This window comes from Haloechinothrix halophila YIM 93223, from assembly GCF_000504245.1.
Taxonomy (GTDB): domain Bacteria; phylum Actinomycetota; class Actinomycetes; order Mycobacteriales; family Pseudonocardiaceae; genus Haloechinothrix_A; species Haloechinothrix_A halophila.
The window spans coordinates 4,380,434-4,399,859 of record NZ_KI632509.1; the positions used below are offsets into that span (position 1 = coordinate 4,380,434).

Sequence of the window (19,426 nt, forward strand, 5' to 3'; positions counted from 1 at the left end):
CACCTAATAGTTTCGACACCTCAACAGCGGTTCGCTCGCGCTCGTCTTCCTGATCCCCACCTGACACCTCTCGGGTGCCTTTTCCTCATCGCTCACCACGACGGTCTTCAGCCAACGCAGCATGAGGCGGTTTGACGCCTGCCCCCACAGGCCGACGCCGAAGGGCCACAACCTTCATCTCCCACACAGCACCGCATCAAGAAGCCCTACCTACATCCAGACTCCTCTCCACGCTCGTGGCGCACAGTCGATCAACTTCGCGACCGCCGCGGGTGACGGGAGACGCGCCGAGCGGCCCTACGCCGGGATCGGCTCGCCCTCGCGCAGCCGCTGGGAAATGACCTTGGTGATGCCGTCGCCAGCCATGCTGACGCCGTAGAGCGCGTCGGCGATCTCCATGGTCGGCTTCTGGTGGGTGATCACGATGAGCTGCGAGTTCTCCCGCAACCGCTCAAGCAACCCGAGCAGCCGACGCATGTTGGTGTCATCCAACGCGGCCTCGACCTCATCGAGGACGTAGAACGGCGACGGCCGCGCCCGGAAGATCGCCACCAGCATCGCGACCGCGACCAGCGACTTCTCCCCACCGGAGAGCAGCGACAGCCGCTTGACCTTCTTGCCGGGTGGCCGGGCCTCGACGTCGACGCCGGTGGCGAGCATGTCACCTGGCTCGGTGAGCACCATCCTGCCCTCGCCACCGGGGAACAGCGCCGCGAACACGGTCTCGAACTCGCGTGCCACGTCCTCGTAGGCCGAGGTGAACACTTCGAGGATCTTGTCGTCGACGTCGGAGATCACCGAGAGCAGGTCCTCGCGGGTGGCCTTGAGGTCTTCGAGCTGCGTCGACAGGAACTTGTAGCGTTCCTCCAGCGCGGCGTACTCCTCCAGCGCGAGCGGGTTGACCTTGCCAAGCGTCGCGAGGTCACGCTCGGCTCGCTTGAGCCTGCGCTCCTGCTCGCCCCGGTCGTACGGGATCGGCTGCGGCTCGCTGACCTCCTCACCGCGTTCCTTCGCGGCCTCGTACTCGACCATCTCACCCGGGCTGGCAGGCACCGGCAGGTCCGGCCCGTACTCGTTGACCAGGTCCTCCAGCCCGATGCCGAACTCCTCGGCGATCTTGGTCTCCAGCTGCTCCAGTCGCATTCGCTGCTCAGCGCGCACCACCTCGTCGCGGTGCACGGCGTTGGTCAACTTCTCCAGCTCGGCGGACAGCTCGCGCGCCTTCGTGCGCACCTGCGCGAGCGCGTCCTCGCGGGACTGCCGCTGCTGCTGGATCGCGTCCCGCTCGGCAGCGGCGCGCTGCAACGACACCTCGATGCGCTCCAGCGCGACCTCGCCGCCGTCGACCACCGCGGCGGCCACTTCGGCCCCGCGCTGCCGGGCGATGCGGGCCTGCTCGGCGCGTTCCCGCGCCTGCCGCTCGGCCTGCGCGGCTCGCAGCAGCGAGTCCGCCCTCCCCGCGATGCCGCGCGCCCGTTCCTCGGAGGTCCGCAACGCCAACCGGGCATCCATCTCCTGCTGCCTGATCTCGGTGACGGCGGCAGCGGCCTCGTCCCGCTCGGTGGTGTCCGGATCGTCGTCAACCGGCTGATCAGACACCGCGGTGAGCCGTTCTTCCAGCTCAGCGAGCTGCTCTAACGCGGACTGCCTGCTCGCCTCGACCTTGTCGCGCTGCTGACGCAGCCGCTCCACCTCGGCCTCCGCCGAGCGCGCCGCCTGCCGCAGCCGGTCAAGCCGCTCCGCGACGCGAGCCTTGTCGATCTTCGACTCGGAGATCGCCTCGCGGGCCTGGCCGACCTCATCCCGGCGGGCCTGCTGCTCCGCCCGCGCGCCTTCCAGTTCAGCGGTGATGCGTTCCAGGGAGCGCTGCGCCTCGATGAGCCGATCTTCTGCCTCGTCAACGGCGGCTTGCACTTCGAGCACGCTTTCGCTGCGCGCGGACCCGCCGAACGCGAAATGCGCGCCGAGGACGTCGCCCTCGCTGGTCACGGCGCTGACATCGGGGTGATCGCGGACCAGCGCCTCGGCGGCGGGCAGGTCGGCGACGAGCGCCATCTTCTCCAGCGCAAGCTCGACGGCGGGCCGCAGTTCCTCCGGCGCTGAGACGACGTCACGCGCCCAGCGGGCACCGTCCGGCAGCGCGGGCCAGCTCGCGGGGTCGATGGCCGCGGCCGCGCCGCCGAGCAGCAGCGACGCCCTGCCGGACTCCTGTTCCTTGAGGTATTTCAACGCGATCAGCGCGTCCTCACCACAGCGCACCGCGACGGCGTCAGCGACCGGTCCGAGCGCGGCGGCCAGCGCGACCTCGTGGCCCGGCTCCACGGTCAACAACGCGGCGACCGACCCGAGCAGGCCCGGCAGTTGTCCCGTGGCGCTGAGCAGGTCGCCCGCGCCGTCCTTGCGGGCGAGGCCCATCGACAGCGCGTCAACTCGCGCCTTCTCGCTCGCGATCTCGCGCTCGGCCGCGCGTTCGGCCTCGACCAGCTCCGCGACCCGCGCCTTGGCGGCGTCGTTGGCGCGCATAGCCCGCTCAAGACGTTCGGTGAGGTCGCTGTCGTCGGTCTCAGGGTCGCCCTCGGCGGCCTTGGCCTCTTCCAGCTCCTCGGTCGCGGTCTCCGCGCGGGCGCTGGCCTCCTCGATGGCGGTGGTGAGGCGGTCGATCTCCTCCGACGTGGCGCCCGTCTTGCTGCGCAGCGCCTCGACCTGGCCGGACAGCTTCGCGATGCCCTCGCGCCGGTCCGCGACGGCCCGCACGGCGGCCATGTGGGCGCGCTCGGCGTCCTGCGCCTGGCGTTCCATCTCCTCCCGACGCTCGATGACGCTGGACAGCGCCGCTCGCGCCTGCTCGACCTCCTCGGTCAGCTCGGCCTCGCGCTCGGCGGCCTCCTCGGCCTCGATCTCCAGCTCTTCCGGATCCTTACCGCTGGACGGCATGGGTTCCTCTTCGGAGAGGTGGCGCTGCCGCTCGACGGCGAGCCGGACAGTGCCGCGCAGTCGTTCCGCCAGCGAAGAGAGCTTGTACCAGGTGTCCTGCGCGGCGGAGAGCTTCGGCGCGTCCTCGGCGAGGGCTTCCTCCAGCTCGGTCTGTTGCGTGCTGACGGCTTCGTACTCGTGCTCGACCTCATCGCGCCGCTGCTTCACGCGTGCCTCGTCGGCCTCGTCCTTGGCGATGGCCTCGCGCTGGCCGACCAGGTCGTCGGCGTAGAGGCGCAACTTGGCGTCACGCAGCTCGGACTGCACCGCCTGTGCCTTGCGCGCGATCTCTGCCTGCTTGCCGAGTGGTTTGAGCTGCCTGCGCAGTTCGGCGGTCAGGTCGTTGAGCCGGTCCAGATTGCCCTGCATCGCGTTGAGCTTGCGCAGCGCCTTTTCCTTGCGCTTGCGATGCTTGAGCACACCCGCTGCCTCTTCGATGAAGGCACGGCGATCTTCTGGCTTGGACTGCAGGATCTCGGACAGCTGTCCCTGCCCGACGATGACGTGCATCTCCCTGCCGATACCGGAGTCGGACAGCATCTCCTGAATGTCGAGCAGGCGGCAACTGTCGCCGTTGATCTCATACTCGCTGGCGCCGTCGCGGAACATCCTGCGGGTGATGGACACCTCGGTGTAATCGATCGGCAGCGCACCGTCCGAGTTATCGATGGTCAGCGTGACCTCGGCGCGGCCGAGCGGGGATCGGCCGGACGTGCCAGCGAAGATGACGTCTTCCATCTTGCCGCCGCGCAGGTCCTTGGCGCCCTGGGTACCCATGACCCAGCGCAGCGCGTCCAGCACGTTGGACTTGCCGGAGCCATTGGGGCCGACGACGCAGGTGATACCTGGTTCGAAGCGCAGCGTCGTCGCCGATGCGAAGGACTTGAACCCCTTCAGCGTCAAGCTCTTCAAATGCACAAGTGACGACCCTTCATAGTCCGCGTCAAGCCACACATCGTACCGGCGGCCCAGTACGGGGTTCGCACTGCTCGGCGTGTGTCAGGCGGCATTCACTCGCAGGAGGGTCTCTCCCGCACCACCAGGCTCACCAGCCCCGTGAGTCACCCAGCGCATCACCGTTGTGCGAAGTCCGACAGGGTCCCTTTGGGCTCGGACCAGCGTTCCACGACAGTGTCCACCCAACCGGGTGTATTGCCGGAGCGTAGCGCGGCCAGCAGTCGCTCGCAGTGATCACGCGGCCCTTCCGCGACGACCTCCACCCTGCCGTCGGAAAGGTTGCTCGCATGGCCGACGAGTCCAAGCTCCAACGCCTTGCTGCGCGTCCACCAGCGGAAACCGACGCCCTGCACCGCGCCGTGCACCCACGCGGTCATTCGGGCGTGCTCACGTACGTCGCTCACAGAATCCATGGTGCCCTACTACCCTCCGAAGTCAGTTATGCACGCCTCATGACACCTGAGAGGTGTCAGACTCACTCGTCGGTGATACAGTTCGCACCGCCTCCGTGAAATAGCTGTTCTGCTGCGGCCCCGACCGCGTCCCAGGAACAAGGAGCCTGTATGCCCCCGACTGGCTCTGCCGATGAGCCGCGCGTCACCGTGGCACCCCCGACCGTCGGCGACGCCAAATCCCGCAGGGCCGGATACCTCGCACTGCTCGCGAGCGGCCTGATCACCGCGACCGCCTTCGCTGGCATCGCGGACATCGCTGGCACCACCATGAACACCGCCAGCCCACCCCCGACACAGGACTACGAGCGCGCACCGTCCGACTCCGGCGACGGCTCGGACCTGATCCCCGGCAACGCGAGCCCTGAGAGTGAGGACGTCGCCGTCAGCGGCGCCGCGGCCACGGACAAGCTCGGCGCGTCGAAGCCGAAGACGACCACGCCCACCACCGTGATCATGACCAACCCGGACGGCACGACCACGACCACGGTCATCCGGCCGGACGGCACGACCACGACCACGACGGCGGACTCGACCAGCACGACGACATCGGGCTCGACCGAGCGGTCCTCGACGTCCAGCAGCAGTCCCGGCACCACCACGTCGACCTCCGAGACACAGCCGACGACGTCGGAGACGACGACCACCGAGACCACGACCACGACCACGACGTCGGAGACGTCGGAGACGTCGGAGACGACCACGACATCCGAGACGTCTGAGTCGACCACCACGACAACCCAAGGCACGCAATCCGGTGGCGACGGCGGCGGGGACGAGTAGACCTGCCCGGCCCACCACGTTTGATCAAGCACCTAACGCACAGTTGATCTCCGTTGCTCCCTGGCTGACCATCTTGACCGGACATTCGGGACGAATTTTGGTAACCGAGGGAGCAATGACGATCACAATGCCCCACAAGCGCGCCCAACTTGGAACGTGACGCGGTTTGGGTGCCCAGCGACAACGGCGAGCAGGACTCGCCGTGTGGACGCGGGGCTCCCGGCTAGGTACGCCCGCGGGGACGCGGCTGGCAGCGCGGGCAGAAGTACGACGACCGGTTGGTGAATCTCTCCCGCAAGATGAGCGCGCCACAGCGCAGGCACGGCTCATCCTCGCGGCCGTAGACGTTCAGCGATCGGCTGAAGTAGCCCGAGCTGCCGTTGACGTTGACGTAGAGCGAGTCGAACGACGTCCCACCTGCTGCGAGCGCTTCCGTCATCACCTCGCTGGCAGCCTGCAACAATCGAGTGGCCGTGGCGGTCGCGAGCCGTCCGGTCAGCCGAGTGCCGTGCAGTTTGGCGCGCCACAGCGCCTCGTCGGCGTAGATGTTGCCGATGCCGGAGATCAAGGTCTGGTCGAGCAGGGCACGTTTGATCTCGGTCCGCTTGGTGCGCAGCCGCGTGACTACCTGCGAAGGGTCGAACCGGGGGTCCATCGGATCGCGGGCGATGTGCGCGATCGGCTCTGGCACGGCGGTGCCGTCGACGTCAACCAGTTCGGTGAGGGTGAATCCTCCGAAAGTGCGTTGGTCGACGAAGCGTAGCTCGGTTCCGTTGTCGGCGAACCGCAGCCGGATGCGCAGGTGCGGACCGTCGTCGATGTCCGAGGGCTGCACCAGCAGCTGGCCGCTCATGCCAAGGTGGCCGAGCATCGCGTCGCCTGAGCTGAGCTCGAACCAGAGATACTTGCCCCTGCGACATACCGCATCGATGCGCTGACCGGCGAGCCTGCCGATGAAATCGGCGTCGCCGGGCACATAACGTCGGATCGCGCGCGGATGCAGCACCTCGGCGGCGACCACGGTCCTGCCGGTGACGTGGTTCGCGAGGCCAGCGCGCACGACCTCGACTTCGGGGAGCTCGGGCACGGCCGCTCAGTTCGCGGCGTCGTCGGCCGACGAGGCCGTGGCACCCGCGGTGATGTTCAGCTCGGCCGACAGCGCACGCCACGCCTTCTCGGCGGCGTTTTGCTCGGCTTCCTTCTTGGTGGTGCCGCTGCCGCTGCCGCGCTCGTCGTCGTTCACGATGACGGTCGCGGTGAACTCCTTCTGGTGGTCGGGCCCGGTGTCGACCACCTTGTACTCGGGCACGCCAAGCGAGGCGGACGCCGTCAGCTCCTGCAGGCTGGTCTTCCAGTCGAGACCGGCGCCTCGCAGCGGCGCTTCGGCGAGCAGGTCGCCGAACAGCCGGTGCACCAGTTGCCTGGCGACGTCGATGCCGTGCTCAAGGTAGACCGCGCCGATCATCGCCTCGAGGCCATCGGCAAGGATGCTGGCCTTGTCCCTGCCGCCGGTCATCTCCTCGCCCTTGCCGAGCAGCAGATGCGCGCCAAGCCCACCCTCGCCGAGACCCCGGGCGACTCCGGCGAGCGCGTGCATGTTCACCACGCTGGCGCGCAGCTTGGCTAGCTGCCCTTCCGGCAGGTCGGGGTGCTCGTTGTAGAGGTGGTCGGTGACCACGAGGCCGAGCACGGCGTCACCGAGAAACTCCAGCCGCTCGTTCGGCGGCAGCCCACCGTTCTCATAGGCATAGGAACGGTGGGTCAGCGCGAGGGTGAGCAACTCATCGCGCAGTTCGACACCCAGCGCCCGCAACAGCGGTGTGGTGTCGGACGCGGGGCCGCTCACCGTGTTCGACGCCATTCTCGCCTCAACCGATCAGGCAGGCTCGACGACCTGCCGACCGGAGTACTGACCGCAGTTCGGGCAGGCGACGTGCTGCGGCTTGAGCTCCTTGCACGCGCGGTTGGCACAGGGCACGAGGTGCACGGCGCTCGCCTTCCACTGCGAGCGGCGGGACCGCGTGTTGGAGCGCGACATCTTCCGCTTCGGGACAGCCACGACTACCTCTCCTCAATCTGGTCAGCTCGCACTGCGAGCGTGTTTCGGTCTTTGTTGACGCGGACAACGCGTCCGCGAAGTCCTTCGGTGGCAACAGCGCCGTCACCGAATCAGGTCACTGCGTGCCGCCTTCTGGGGTCGGCCTGTCAGAGCCGGGTTCCCCGAAGCGTTCGACAAGCGCTGCCCACCGAGGATCTATCTTCTCATGGCCATGTCCCGGTTCGAGATCGGCCCACTTGATCCCGCATTCGGCGCACAATCCCGGGCAGTCTGGCGAGCACAGCGGCACCTGCGGCAGCGCGAGCACGGCCGCATCGCGCACCACGGGCTGCAAGTCGATCAGATCATCGACGAGGCGGCTGACCTCGTCCTCATCTGTGGTCTCTTCGGTGGCGGAGTCCGGGTAGGCGAACAGTTCGGTGAACTGAATCGAGACCTCGTCAGCGATGGGATCGAGGCAGCGCGAGCATGCGCCCTCGATCGGGGCGGTGGCCTCCCCGGAGGCGAGCACGCCCTCGACGACGGCCTCCAGCAGGACGTCCAGCGCGAACTCCGCTCCGGCTCGCACCTCGATCACGCCCGAGACGCCAAGCGACTCGGCCACGGGGAGCTGACGCCGCACATCGCGGCTGGAGCCCGCCCGCCTGCCAAGGTCCCTGGTGTCGATGACCCACGGATCGCGCGGATCGAGTGCGGCCGAACGCTCGGCACGGTGCATGTCTGACATCACCTCAAGCCTACCGGTCACACCTGTGACTCCGTTGCCGACGTATGCCAGGGTGCGCCGCGCCTCGGCAGACGTGCGGCAGCGGCTCCGACCCGAGCCGGGGTGGTCTTGCCGGGTGCGCCGCTGCCTCAGTAGTCGTAGCCGTTGCGGGAGTAGCCGCTGGCACTGCCAACGGCACCGCCGCGCAGGTGATTACGTCCCTGGTCGACGGTACGCAGCGTCTGCGAGAGCAGGTCGGCGAACTCAGCGAGCTTGTCGTCGACGTAGACGTCGCACTCGTTGCGCTGCCGGTCCGCCTCGGCGTTGGCGTCGTCCACGATGCGTGCGGCCTCGCTGTGCGACGCGCGCACCACCTCGGTGTCGGCCACCAGCCGTGCCTGCTCGGCGAGGCCTTCCTGTACCGACCGGTCGTAGGCGTCCCTGCCTGCCTCGATCATCCGCTCCGACTCGCCGCGCGCCCGCTCGGTGAGCTGGTCGTACTCCGCGCGGCCAGCCGCGACGGCCCGATCGGCCTCAGCGTCGGCATCCGCGAGGATCTGATCCGCCTGCGAACGGGCATCCGCGACCAGCCGCTCGGCCTCCGCACGCGCGTCCGCGAGCGTCTGCTCCGCGTCGGCGTTGGCCGAGTTGATCGTCTCGTCGGCCTGCTGCCGCGCGGTGTTGACGATCTCATCCCGCTTGTCCAGGACGTCCTGCGCGTCGTCCACCTCACCAGGCAGCGCATCCCGCACGTCATCGAGGAGTTCGAGGACATCGCCACGCGGCACGACACAGCTGGACGTCATCGGCACGCCGCGTGCCTCTTCCACGATCGTGACGAGTTCGTCGAGAGCCTCGAACACGCGATACACGGCAGTCTCCTTGGGCCTTGCTGGGTTTGCTTGACACAAGTCTGCCCCGAGACGCCACGAAACGGGCGCAGGTGCGTGGTTGTTGGGCGTGTTGCTCAGCCGTTCTCGCGAATCCGGCGCAGCAGTTCCTTGCGCACGTGCTCCGGCACCAGCCCGGTGACGTCGCCGCCGTGAGTGGCGACCTCCTTGATCAGCGAACTCGACAGGAAGCTGTACTCCGGGTTGGTGGACATGAACAGCGTGTCCACGCCGGAGAGTCGCTTGTTCATCTGCGCCATCTGCAACTCGTAGTCGAAGTCGCTGACCGCGCGCAGCCCCTTGGTGATCGCCGCGATGCCGTTCTCGGTGCAGTACTCGACGAGCAGGCCGTACCACGAGTCGATGCGCACGTTCGGCAGGTGCGCGGTGACCGTGCGCAGCAGCTCTATCCGCTCATCGATGGAGAACAGGCCCTTTTTGCTCTTGTTGACCAGCACCGCGACGACGACCTCGTCGAAGAGACCGGCAGACCGCTCGATGATGTCGAGGTGGCCGTTGGTGACGGGGTCGTACGATCCGGGACACACCGCTCGCCGCATGCAGCGGACGGTAGCACTCACGTGGACCGTCCGATGGGGTGAGTGGCTCAGGCCACGTACTCGGCGCGGTGCAGCTTCGTGCCGCCGTAGCTGCGGCCGCGGAGCCGCCGGAACCCGGCCGGCCAGTCGATCTCGGACGTTTTGCTGTCCCGTTCGAGGATGATCAGCGCGTCCGGCGCGAGCCAGCCGTTGGCGGCCAGCGACGTCAGGGCCTGGTGGAGCTCCTCGTTGGATACCGTATACGGCGGGTCGAACAGCACCAGGTAGAACGTCGTGGGCGCCTCCTCGGCCAGAACCGAGGTGACGGTGCCGTGTCTGATGGTGCCGCCGAGGCCGAGGGCGTCGACGTTGGCACGCAGGTCGGCGACCGCGCGCCGGTCGGACTCCACGAAGTAGGCATCCGCCGCACCCCGCGACAGCGCTTCCAGGCCGAGCGCGCCGGAGCCCGCGTAGAGGTCGAGCACCCTGGCGCCCTCGACGTCTCCTGCGGCGTCGAGCGCATTGAACAGCGCTTCCCTAACCCGCTCGGCCGTCGGCCGTGTGCCGCGCGGCGGCACACGCAACCGCCTGCCGCCGACCGAGCCAGCCACGATCCTCGTCACACCGGGATTGTCGCAGCATGCGTTCACCCGCCCGCCGCAGGATGTTGGCGAACGGTGGCAGGGCCGCTAGCGGAACTGTGTCGCGCCCCGCCAGTCACCCTCGTCGTCGATGAACTTGGCGAAGCAGTCATCGGCCGGTATTCCCTCTGCCTCGCACCAGCCGTTGGCCTCGTCACCGGTATCGAACGTCACCGCGACGATGGTGACGTATGCGTTGTCACGGCGGAACACGGGATAATCACCGGACCACAAGATCCTGGCGGCGTCGTAGCGCTGCCGTAGTCGCTGGTGGTCGCTGAGGATCGCATCCGGGTCATAGGTCGTGCCGTCCACTTCGAGACCCACCCACTTCGCGGAAATCTGCGGTACCCAGTTCCCGAGCAGCGACCGAACGTCAGCCCGATCGTGACCGACCATCTCCGCCAACTGCTCCTCGGCCGTCAGCGGCTCCTCTGCTCCGGTGTCACGCGTCCCGGAGTCATCGGTCCCGGTGTCGCCGGTGCCGGTCGCGGCACCCGCGCCGCTCCCGCTGTCAGTGCTCGCCGCACTGTCGGACCACCAGCCAGCGCGCTCGCCCCACCACAAGCCTCCGATGCCTGCTGCCAGCACGATCATGACCGTGACGGCGATCAACACTGCTTTCCGGGACGTCGTCACCTCGAACGGCGAGGTCTGCTGCGTACGACTCGCCATCATCGATTCCGGCGCGGACACCGGTGCCGCCCTTGGTTGGCCGTGTGACTGCCTGTCCGGCGGCGTGCCGGACAGGCTGTGCGAAGCCGCCTGCGGTGTCACTTCCGGTGTCCCCGGTTCGGCTGGCGACTGCTGGGCTATCGGCGCGGTCGTCTTCGCTGGTTGCCGCGGCGGGGGCGCAGGCGGCTGCTGGGCGACGGGCGGCTTCCGCTGTGAGGAAGCGACGTCAGCGCCCGCGAGCAACGCGGCGCCGAGCGCGACCGCGTGCTTCGGGTGGGCGTCAACCGCTACGGGGCAACCGAACTCGGATCCGACAAGCTGAGCGACAAGCGGCATTCGCGACGAGCCACCGACAAGCAGCACCGAATGCAGATCCCCGGCAGTTACCCGCGCCGACTCGAGGGCACGCCGCAATGCCTCAATCGTCACGTACACCGTCGGCCGCACCATCGCCTCCAGCTCGGCCCTCGTCAGCCGGACCTCGGTCGTGATACTCGGCAACAGCACGGGTATCGCGACGTCGGTGTCGGACGACAGTGCTTGCTTGGCATCGACGCACTCCTGCTTCAGCCGAGCGACGGCCGCGACGGCGGCGGGGTCGTCCTCGTCGAGCTCATCGATGCTGTCACCGACCGTCTGGCTCACGTGGTCGTAGACGGCGGCATCGATGTCGATGCCGCCGAGTTGCTGGATACCTTCCGGCGTACCGAGGATCTCGAAGCCAGTGTCGCGTTTGCGCAGTACCGAAGCGTCGAAGGTGCCCCCGCCGAAGTCATAGACGGCCACGATCGAGCCGGGTTCGATGCGTTGCTGGCTGGCGTAAAAGACCGCTGCGGCCTCCGGCTCGGTGATGAACCGGTGCGCCTGGTCGAGACCGGCGAGCCGGAACACCTGTCGCAACAGATCGCGTTTGAACGGTCCCCAGTTGGCGGGATGCGTCAGGCACAGCTGGTGGGGCGGCCCGCCCTCCCGTTCCGAGACGTGTTCGACGACCCGGTCCAGCATCGCGGCCACGAGTGATTCCGCGGAGTACGGAGTGCCGCCGAGCATGATCGGCACCTCGTCACCGAAGCGGCGCTTGAACTGCCTAGCGATGCGCCCCGGTTCCAACAGTCCCCGCCGCAGTGCGGCATCACCTGTCAACGCGGAACCGTCATCGCGCATCAGCACCACAGAGGGGATCGCGGCCGCCTGCTCACCAAGCGTGGCCATTTCAGCATGGCCGTGACGCCATATCGCCGCCGCCGTGTACGTCGTGCCGATGTCGATGCCCAGCGCATACATCACATGCCCCCGGCAGATCACTTGCGAAATATCGCGATGTGCGAATTTTCGTTTCGAATGACCGTACTCGATCGGCCGACCGCGGGTCACGTGGTTGACGAACCTGGCGGGGCACGCGGGCGGCTTGCCCGGGCAAGGGGCGTATTCTCGACCTTCCCCTCTCATCTCTAGGAGCGCTGCGTGTCGGAACCTCGGGTCAGGCGAGCCGAGATCGCACTGGAGCAGGCCCACGTCGACCAGGTTTACGCACGCCTCGGCGAGCTGCGCGAGAACGCGGAGCAGATGCGCTCCAAGGGCTACGAGATCGGCCACGGCGCGCAGCAGGAAGCCGTCTTCGAGCAGGCGTCGATGCTGTTCGAGCGCGACATGATGGTCTTCCACGCGAATCAGACGCTGCACACGCTTGACGCCGAGTACGAGGGCCTCGTCTTCGGCCGCCTCGACTACGCCACATCCGGCGAGCCGATCTACGTCGGCAGGCTCGGCGTCCGCGACGCGGAGTTCAATAACGTCGTCACCGACTGGCGCGCCCCGGCGGCGGCGCCGTTCTACCAGGCAACGGCGCAGGAGCCGATGGAGGTCATCCGCAGGCGCGTCATCCGCTGTTCCGGTGCCGAGGTGCTTGACGTCGATGACGACGTGCTCATGGCGAGCGCCGTGCCGGACGACATGGTGATCGTCGGCGAAGGCGCGCTGATGGCCGCGCTGGGCAGGGCACGAGGCGACCGGATGCGTGACATCGTCGCCACCATCCAGAAGGAGCAAGACGACGTCATCCGCGCACCATGGCGAGGCGTCACCGAGATCACCGGCGGGCCTGGCACCGGCAAGACAGCGGTCGCGCTGCACCGGGCCGCCTACCTGCTGTACCGGCACCGACGGCAGCTCGGTGGCGCTGGCGTGCTCGTCATCGGGCCGTCCGGGGTGTTCACCAGCTACATCTCACGGGTGCTGCCCGCGATGGGCGAGACCGACGTCGAACTGCGCGCGCTCGGCGAGGTGCTTGACGGCGTCACCGCCGAGCACGCCGACCCCACCCCGGTCGCGGCGCTCAAGGGCTCACTGCGCATGCGCAAGGTGCTGCAGCGGGCCATCCGTGACACCCCGCCGAACGTGCCAACGCGGTTGCGCATGGTCTACCAGGGCCAGGTGCTGACCCTGGAGCATGACGCACTCGAACGGGTGCGGAAGCGAGTGCTGGCAAGCGGCGGCCAGCCGAATCGCATCCGAGTGCGCGCCGCTGAGGCACTGCTCGAAGCACTGGCCGACGTCGCCGAGCACGCCGCTCACGACGACGGCACACCCTTCTCGCCCGCCATGCGCGCCGACCTGATTACCGATCTGGGCGAACGGATGGATTTCCACCGGTTCGTCGTCGTGTGGTGGCCGATGCTGCACCCGGACGAGGTGCTCGGCTGGCTGGGTGATCCGAAACGGCTGGCCAGGGCGGCCCGCAAAGCGCTGACCGCCGACGAGGTCGCACTGCTCGCCGCCTCGTTCGCGGACCGCTCACGCGGCTTCTCCGTGGCGGACATCGCGCTGCTAGACGAGCTGCGGGTACTGGTCGGCAAGCCGCGACGCAGGCGGCGCGCCGTCGAAGCCTCGGAGCCGGACCGCACCGGGCACGGCGGGCGGCACCGGCCGGAACACTACGACGAGTACTCGCACATCGTCGTCGACGAGTCGCAGGACCTGTCGCCGATGCAGTGGCGGATGGTCGGCAGGCGCGGCAAGCACGCGAGCTGGACCGTGGTTGGCGACCCGGTGCAGAGTTCCTGGCCGGACACCGCCGAAGCCGAGACAGCGGCGGTCGAGGCGTTCGGGGCGAGCACCGCCCGCAGGCGGTTCACGCTGCGCACCAACTACCGCAACTCAGCGGAGATCTTCGACCTCGCGGCACGGGTCGTCGCGGACACCGCGGCGCCAGGCGAGCTGCCGCACGCGGTGCGCAGGACCGGGATCGTTCCCGAGGTCCGCGACGTCGCCGTCACCGAGTTGAAGACGGCCGTCGCCAGCGCCGCCGAGGAGATGCTGCGATCCGTCGACGGCACCGTCGGCGTGATCAGTGCGATGGAGCGGGTGCCGCACGTCGAGAAATGGGTGTCAACGCTGGCCGATGAGCGGCTGAAAGTGGTCGGCAGCCTGGACTGCAAGGGGCTGGAGTACGACGCGGTCGTGCTGGTTGAGCCGCGGGAGTTGATCGCGGAGTCGATCACCGGCGCCCGGCTCCTCTACGTCGCCCTGACCCGCGCCACCCAGCAACTGGTCGTGCTGGCCGCCGACCGGGACTGGCTGGCGGGGTAACCAGGGCGTGACAAGCGCCCTCAGCGTGGTCGTTTGCCGCCGTCGGCCAGGATCGCCACTCTCGTGCGCTCCGTTCTGCCGCGGAGTGGGACGCGCTTGTACTCCCGCCAGTGCTTGCGTTCGTCCTCGTCGCAGGCCCGCTCCAGCACGTGCATCGAGGCGGCGACGCTGCCCCGCACCGACTTGGCCAGTTCGGTCAGCCGTGCCGCTTCGTTGACCGGGTCACCGATCACGGTGTACTCGAACCGGGTCTCCGCACCGACGTTGCCCGCGACCGCGGGGCCCGCCGAGACACCGATACCCGCCGAGAACTCCGGCACCTCGGCGCGCAGCCGCTCGTTCATGCGCCGCGCGGCCTTGAGCGCCATGCATTCAGCATCGGGCAGCTCGGTGGGCGCGCCGAAGATCGCGAGCGCAGCGTCACCCTGGAATTTGTTCACGAACCCGTCGTGGGCGTGCACTTCGTCGACGACGACCGCGAAGAACCGGTTCAGCAACTCGACGACCTCGGTCGGCGGGAGGGTGGCCGCGATCGAGGTCGAGCCGACGACGTCGACGAACAGCACCGCGACGTCGCGCAGCTCGCCGCCCAACTCGACCCGCTGCGACATCGCGACCTCGGCGACGTCCTCCCCGACCAGCCTGCCGAAGATGTCCTTGACCCGTTCGCGTTCCCGCAGCCCGGCGACCATGTCGTTGAAGCCGGTCTGCAGTCTGCCCAGCTCGGTGCCGTCGAAGACGACGACCTCCGCGTCGAAGTCCCCGCGTTCCACCTTCGCCAGCGCCGCGCGCACGGTGCGGATCGGCGCGGTGGTCGCCCGCGTGGTGAGCAGCGTGAGGCCGAACCCACCGACCAGCGTCACCCCGCCGAGCACGATCATCGTCATCGCGAAGTCGAACCGCGAGACTTGATCCACCCGCAGCAGCGCCATCAGCGCGACCAGCATCATGCCCGCCACCGGAACCCCGGTGCCGATCGCCCAGAACAGCAACGTCCGCAGCGTCACGCCGACGGTCAGTCGCCGCAGTCTCGGCCCGGTCGACAACGCCCGCGCCGCGATCGGCCGCAGCGCGAACTCGCTGAGCAGGTAGGCGTTGGCGCAGGTCACGGCACCACTGAGCACGATGCTGAACGCGATCTTGAGCAGCAGGTCCGGGTTGGCGAGCCCATAGAGCAGTGAGAACACCACGAGCCCGCCGAACCACGCCAGCGCTTGCATCACGGTGAACTCGGCAGGCAGCCGCAACGTCGCCCTGCGCTGATGCTCGTCGAGCGGCCCGCCTTCGGTAGCCCACCGCAACACCCGAAGCCCGCGCATGACGGCCCAGACGTTGATACACGCCCAGGAGACGACGATGTACGCGGGCACCGCGACGAAGTTGACCAGCACCAACTCGTCTGTGAACACCGGCGGGCCGGGCATCACCAACGTGACCAGCAGGATCGCGACGGTCGCGCCGACGATGTTGGCGATGGCGAGCAGGCCGCCGAGCAGCCAGCGCACCCGGATGCGCAGTTTGCTGCCGTCCTGATCGCCTGAGCCGAGCAGCCACGACCCGAACGGCGACTCCCGCATCACCCGGTCCTCCGACTTGCGCGCCATCCGCAGCCGGTCGGCCATGGTGGGTGGCGACGTCGGCTGCTCACTCACCATGCCTCCCAGTGCTCGTCAACGGCGCTCAGTCCAGTACGACGAGGAGGTCTCCGCCTTCGACCTGCTGGACCGTGTTGATCGCCAGTCGGGACACGGTGCCCGCGGTGGATGCGGTGATCGCGGCTTCCATCTTCATCGCTTCGATAGTCGCTACGGTATCCCCAGCGGCGACGGTATCGCCCTCGGACACGGCAAGTGTGACAACTCCCGCAAACGGCGCAGCCACATGCCCCTTGTTGGACTTGTCCGCTTTCTCGGCGGCTGGCAGGTCGGAGGCGACCGACGTGTCACGAACCATGATGGGCCGGAGCTGGCCGTTCAGGCTGGCCATGACGGTGCGCATACCACGCTCGTCGGCCTCGCCGACCGCTTCCAGCTCGATGAGCAGCCGCACACCGGGCTCAAGATCAACCGCATACTCCTCGCCGGGGCGCAGCCCGTAAAAGAAGTCCTTGCTGGCCAGCACGCTGGTGTCGCCGTAGGCCTGCCGGTGCTCCTCGTAGTCCTTCGTCGGCCCGGGGAACAACAACCGGTTCAGCGTGGTGCGCCGCTCGGCTGCCAGCCCGGTGCGATCCTCAGCGGACAGCGCGGCGACCGGCTTGGCCTCGGCCCGCCCTTCGAGGGCCTTGCTGCGGAACGGTTCCGGCCAACCGCCGGGCGGGTCGCCCAGCTCGCCGCGCAGGAACCCGATCACCGAGTCCGGGATATCGAAGCTGTTCGGGGACTCCTCGAATTCCTTCGGCTCCACCCCGGCGCCCACCAAGTGCAGCGCCAGATCCCCGACGACCTTGGACGACGGCGTGACCTTGACCAGCCTGCCGAGCATGCGGTCGGCGGCGGCATACATCGCTTCGATGTCCTCGAACCGGTCGCCGAGGCCGAGCGCGATCGCCTGCGTGCGCAGGTTGGATAGCTGCCCGCCGGGGATCTCGTGGTGATAGACCCGCCCAGTCGGCGAGGCGAGCCCCGCCTCGAACGGCGCGTAGATCTTGCGGACGCTCTCCCAGTACGGCTCGAGGTCGGTGACCGCGCGCAGGTCGAGGCCGCTTGGCCGGTCGGAGTGATCGGTAGCGGCGACGATCGCCGACAGCGACGGCTGGCTGGTGGTGCCGGACATCGAGGCCACCGCCCCGTCCACGGCGTCGGCGCCAGCCTGCACGGCGGCAAGGTAGGTGGCGAGCTGCCCGCCAGCGGTGTCGTGGGTGTGGACGTGCACCGGCAGGTCGAATTCCGAGCGCAGCGCCGTGATCAGCCGGTTGGCGGCGGGAGCGCGCAGCAGCCCTGCCATGTCCTTGATCGCCAGCACGTGCGCGCCCGCTGCCACGATCTGCTCGGCGAGTTTGAGGTAGTAGTCCAGCGTGTAGAGGCTCTCGGACGGATCCGACAGGTCCGAGGTGTAGCAGAGCGCGACCTCGGCAATCGCGGTGCCGGTCTCCCGTACGGCCTCGATCGCCGGACGCATCTGCTCGACGTCGTTGAGCGCGTCGAAGATGCGGAAGATGTCGATACCGGTGGTAGCTGCCTCCTCCACGAAGGCGTGCGTCACCTCGGTCGGGTACGGGGTGTAGCCCACGGTGTTGCGGCCGCGCAGCAGCATCTGCAGGCAGATGTTCGGCACCGCCTCCCGCAGCGCGGCCAATCGTTCCCACGGATCCTCGGCCAGGAACCGCAGCGCGACGTCGTAGGTCGCCCCACCCCAGCACTCGAGCGACAACAGCTCAGGACAGGTCGCGGCGACCACCGGCGCCACCGCGAGCATGTCCTTGGTGCGCACCCGTGTGGCCAGCAGCGACTGGTGGGCGTCGCGGAACGTGGTGTCGGTGACGCCGAGCGTCGGCGAGGACCGCAGCCACTGCGCGAACCCCTCCGGGCCGAGCTCGGTCAGCTTCTGCTTCGATCCCGCCGCGGGTTCGATGCCGCTAATGTCGGGCAGCTTCGCCGCCGGGTCGATCATGTGCGGCCGCGTCCCGTTTGGCTTGTTCACCGTGACGTCGGCCAGGTAGGTCAGCAGTTTGGTGCCCCGGTCGGCGGAGTGCCGCGCGGTCAGCAGCTGCGGGCGTTCCTCGATGAACGACGTCGTCACCCGGCCCGCCCTGAAGTCAGGGTCGTCCAGCACGGCCTGCAGGAACGGGATGTTGGTCGCCACGCCACGGATCCGGAACTCGGCCACCGCCCGGCGAGCCTTACGCACCGCCGTGGCCAGGTCGCGGCCCCGGCAGGTCAGCTTCACCAGCATCGAGTCGAAATGCGCTGAGATCTCGGTGCCCGCGAACGCTGTGCCGCCGTCCAGCCGGATACCGGATCCACCCGGCGAGCGGTAGCCGGAGATCATGCCGACGTCGGGCCGGAACTCGTTCGCGGGGTCTTCCGTGGTGATGCGGCACTGCAACGCCGCACCCCGCACGTAGATCGCTTCTTGGTTCAAACCAAGGTCGTCGAGGGTTTCGCCGGACCCGATGCGCAGCTGCGACTGCACCAGGTCGACGTCGGTGACCTCTTCGGTCACCGTGTGCTCCACCTGGATGCGCGGGTTCATCTCGATGAAGTGATACTCCCCGCTCTCGTCCAGCAGGAACTCCACCGTGCCCGCGTTGCGGTAGCCGATCTGGCGGGCGAAGGCGACCGCGTCCGCGCAGATCCGTTCCCGCAGTTCCGGATCGAGGTTCGGGGCTGGGGCCAGCTCGATCACCTTCTGGTGCCGCCGCTGCACCGAGCAGTCCCGCTCGTAGAGGTGGATCACGTTCCCGGACCCATCGGCGAGGATCTGCACCTCGATGTGACGCGGGTTCACCACGGCCTTCTCCACGAACACCGTCGCGTCCCCGAACGCCGACTCCGCCTCCCGCGACGCGGCCTCGATCGCCTCCCGCAGCCGGGCGGGTTCCGACACTCGCCGCATGCCGCGCCCGCCGCCACCGGCGACGGCCTTGACGAAGACCGGGAATCCGACCTCCTCCGCCGCCGCGACCAGCTCATCGACGTCGGTCGACGGTCTGCTCGAGCCAAGCACCGGGATACCGGCCTCGCGGGCGGCGGCCACAGCGCGGGCCTTGTTGCCGGTCAGTTCCAGGATCTCCGCGCTCGGCCCGACGAACGTGATGCCCGCCTGCTCGCAAGCCCTTGCCAGGTCCGGGTTCTCCGAGAGAAACCCGTATCCGGGGTAGACGGCGTCAGCGCCTGCCTGTTGGGCGGCGCGCACGACCTCGTCAACGGAGAGGTACGCCCGGACCGGGTGCCCCCGCTCCCCGATTTCCAGCGACTGATCGGCCTTCAGCCGGTGCAACGAGTTGCGGTCCTCGTACGGAAACACCGCGACGGTCCCTGCCCCCAGTTCATAGGCGGCCCGGAACGCGCGGATCGCGATCTCGCCGCGGTTAGCGACGAGCACCTTGCGGAACATGCCCGATCCTTCCTCAGCAGGTTACTGAATCGGTTCTGAGACATTACTCGGTTCGCCACGATTTGCCGAGCCCCCGGCCACATAGTGAGAGCGTGCCAGGGGTGCGAG

General features: G+C 68.3%; 14 protein-coding genes. 2 read left to right on the forward strand and 12 right to left on the reverse strand.

What is annotated here, in order from left to right:
• Positions 1-297: 297 nt before the first annotated feature.
• The gene (smc, locus tag AMYHA_RS19930; protein ID WP_034278092.1) at positions 298-3,891 is read right to left on the reverse strand and encodes a chromosome segregation protein SMC; all 3,594 of its coding nucleotides are present in this window, start codon (positions 3,889-3,891) and stop codon (positions 298-300) included.
• 155 nt (positions 3,892-4,046) lie between these two features.
• Positions 4,047-4,343, reverse strand: coding sequence for an acylphosphatase (locus tag AMYHA_RS19935; protein WP_034273472.1), 297 nt, complete (start codon positions 4,341-4,343; stop codon positions 4,047-4,049).
• Between the two features lie 150 nt (positions 4,344-4,493).
• Between AMYHA_RS19935 and AMYHA_RS19940 the strand changes: the two genes are divergently transcribed.
• Positions 4,494-5,165: a hypothetical protein gene (locus AMYHA_RS19940; protein ID WP_034273474.1), complete on the forward strand. Its 672-nt coding sequence runs from the start codon at positions 4,494-4,496 to the stop codon at positions 5,163-5,165.
• 223 nt (positions 5,166-5,388) lie between these two features.
• Here AMYHA_RS19940 and mutM read toward each other — a convergent pair whose 3' ends face one another.
• From mutM to AMYHA_RS25985, 8 genes are all read right to left on the reverse strand, one after another.
• The gene (gene mutM, locus AMYHA_RS19945) at positions 5,389-6,252 is read right to left on the reverse strand and encodes a bifunctional DNA-formamidopyrimidine glycosylase/DNA-(apurinic or apyrimidinic site) lyase (RefSeq protein WP_034273475.1); all 864 of its coding nucleotides are present in this window, start codon (positions 6,250-6,252) and stop codon (positions 5,389-5,391) included.
• Positions 6,253-6,258: 6 nt separating this feature from the next.
• Positions 6,259-7,026: a ribonuclease III gene (rnc, locus tag AMYHA_RS19950; RefSeq protein ID WP_034273477.1), complete on the reverse strand. Its 768-nt coding sequence runs from the start codon at positions 7,024-7,026 to the stop codon at positions 6,259-6,261.
• A gap of 15 nt (positions 7,027-7,041) precedes the next feature.
• Positions 7,042-7,224, reverse strand: coding sequence for a 50S ribosomal protein L32 (gene rpmF / locus AMYHA_RS19955; protein ID WP_034273479.1), 183 nt, complete (start codon positions 7,222-7,224; stop codon positions 7,042-7,044).
• Between the two features lie 115 nt (positions 7,225-7,339).
• On the reverse strand, positions 7,340-7,951 hold the full coding sequence (locus AMYHA_RS19960) for a YceD family protein (protein ID WP_034278094.1): 612 nt from the start codon (positions 7,949-7,951) through the stop codon (positions 7,340-7,342).
• Positions 7,952-8,079: 128 nt separating this feature from the next.
• The gene (locus tag AMYHA_RS19965) at positions 8,080-8,802 is read right to left on the reverse strand and encodes a DivIVA domain-containing protein (protein WP_034273480.1); all 723 of its coding nucleotides are present in this window, start codon (positions 8,800-8,802) and stop codon (positions 8,080-8,082) included.
• Between the two features lie 95 nt (positions 8,803-8,897).
• Positions 8,898-9,380, reverse strand: a complete 483-nt coding sequence (coaD, locus tag AMYHA_RS19970) for a pantetheine-phosphate adenylyltransferase (protein WP_034273482.1) — start codon at positions 9,378-9,380, stop codon at positions 8,898-8,900.
• A 47-nt stretch (positions 9,381-9,427) separates the two neighbouring features.
• On the reverse strand, positions 9,428-9,982 hold the full coding sequence (gene rsmD / locus AMYHA_RS19975; RefSeq protein ID WP_157362268.1) for a 16S rRNA (guanine(966)-N(2))-methyltransferase RsmD: 555 nt from the start codon (positions 9,980-9,982) through the stop codon (positions 9,428-9,430).
• Positions 9,983-10,048: 66 nt separating this feature from the next.
• Positions 10,049-11,959 (reverse strand): Hsp70 family protein, encoded by a 1,911-nt coding sequence (locus tag AMYHA_RS25985; protein ID WP_051400110.1) that lies wholly within the window; start codon positions 11,957-11,959, stop codon positions 10,049-10,051.
• A gap of 180 nt (positions 11,960-12,139) precedes the next feature.
• Between AMYHA_RS25985 and AMYHA_RS19985 the strand changes: the two genes are divergently transcribed.
• Positions 12,140-14,263 (forward strand): HelD family protein, encoded by a 2,124-nt coding sequence (locus tag AMYHA_RS19985; RefSeq protein ID WP_034273487.1) that lies wholly within the window; start codon positions 12,140-12,142, stop codon positions 14,261-14,263.
• Positions 14,264-14,283: 20 nt separating this feature from the next.
• Here the strand turns inward: AMYHA_RS19985 and AMYHA_RS19990 are convergent, their stop codons facing one another.
• Together AMYHA_RS19990 and AMYHA_RS19995 are read right to left on the reverse strand one after the other, a co-directional pair.
• Positions 14,284-15,915, reverse strand: coding sequence for an adenylate/guanylate cyclase domain-containing protein (locus AMYHA_RS19990; protein WP_330760620.1), 1,632 nt, complete (start codon positions 15,913-15,915; stop codon positions 14,284-14,286).
• Between the two features lie 28 nt (positions 15,916-15,943).
• Positions 15,944-19,318, reverse strand: a complete 3,375-nt coding sequence (locus AMYHA_RS19995; protein ID WP_034273490.1) for a pyruvate carboxylase — start codon at positions 19,316-19,318, stop codon at positions 15,944-15,946.
• Positions 19,319-19,426 lie beyond the last annotated feature (108 nt).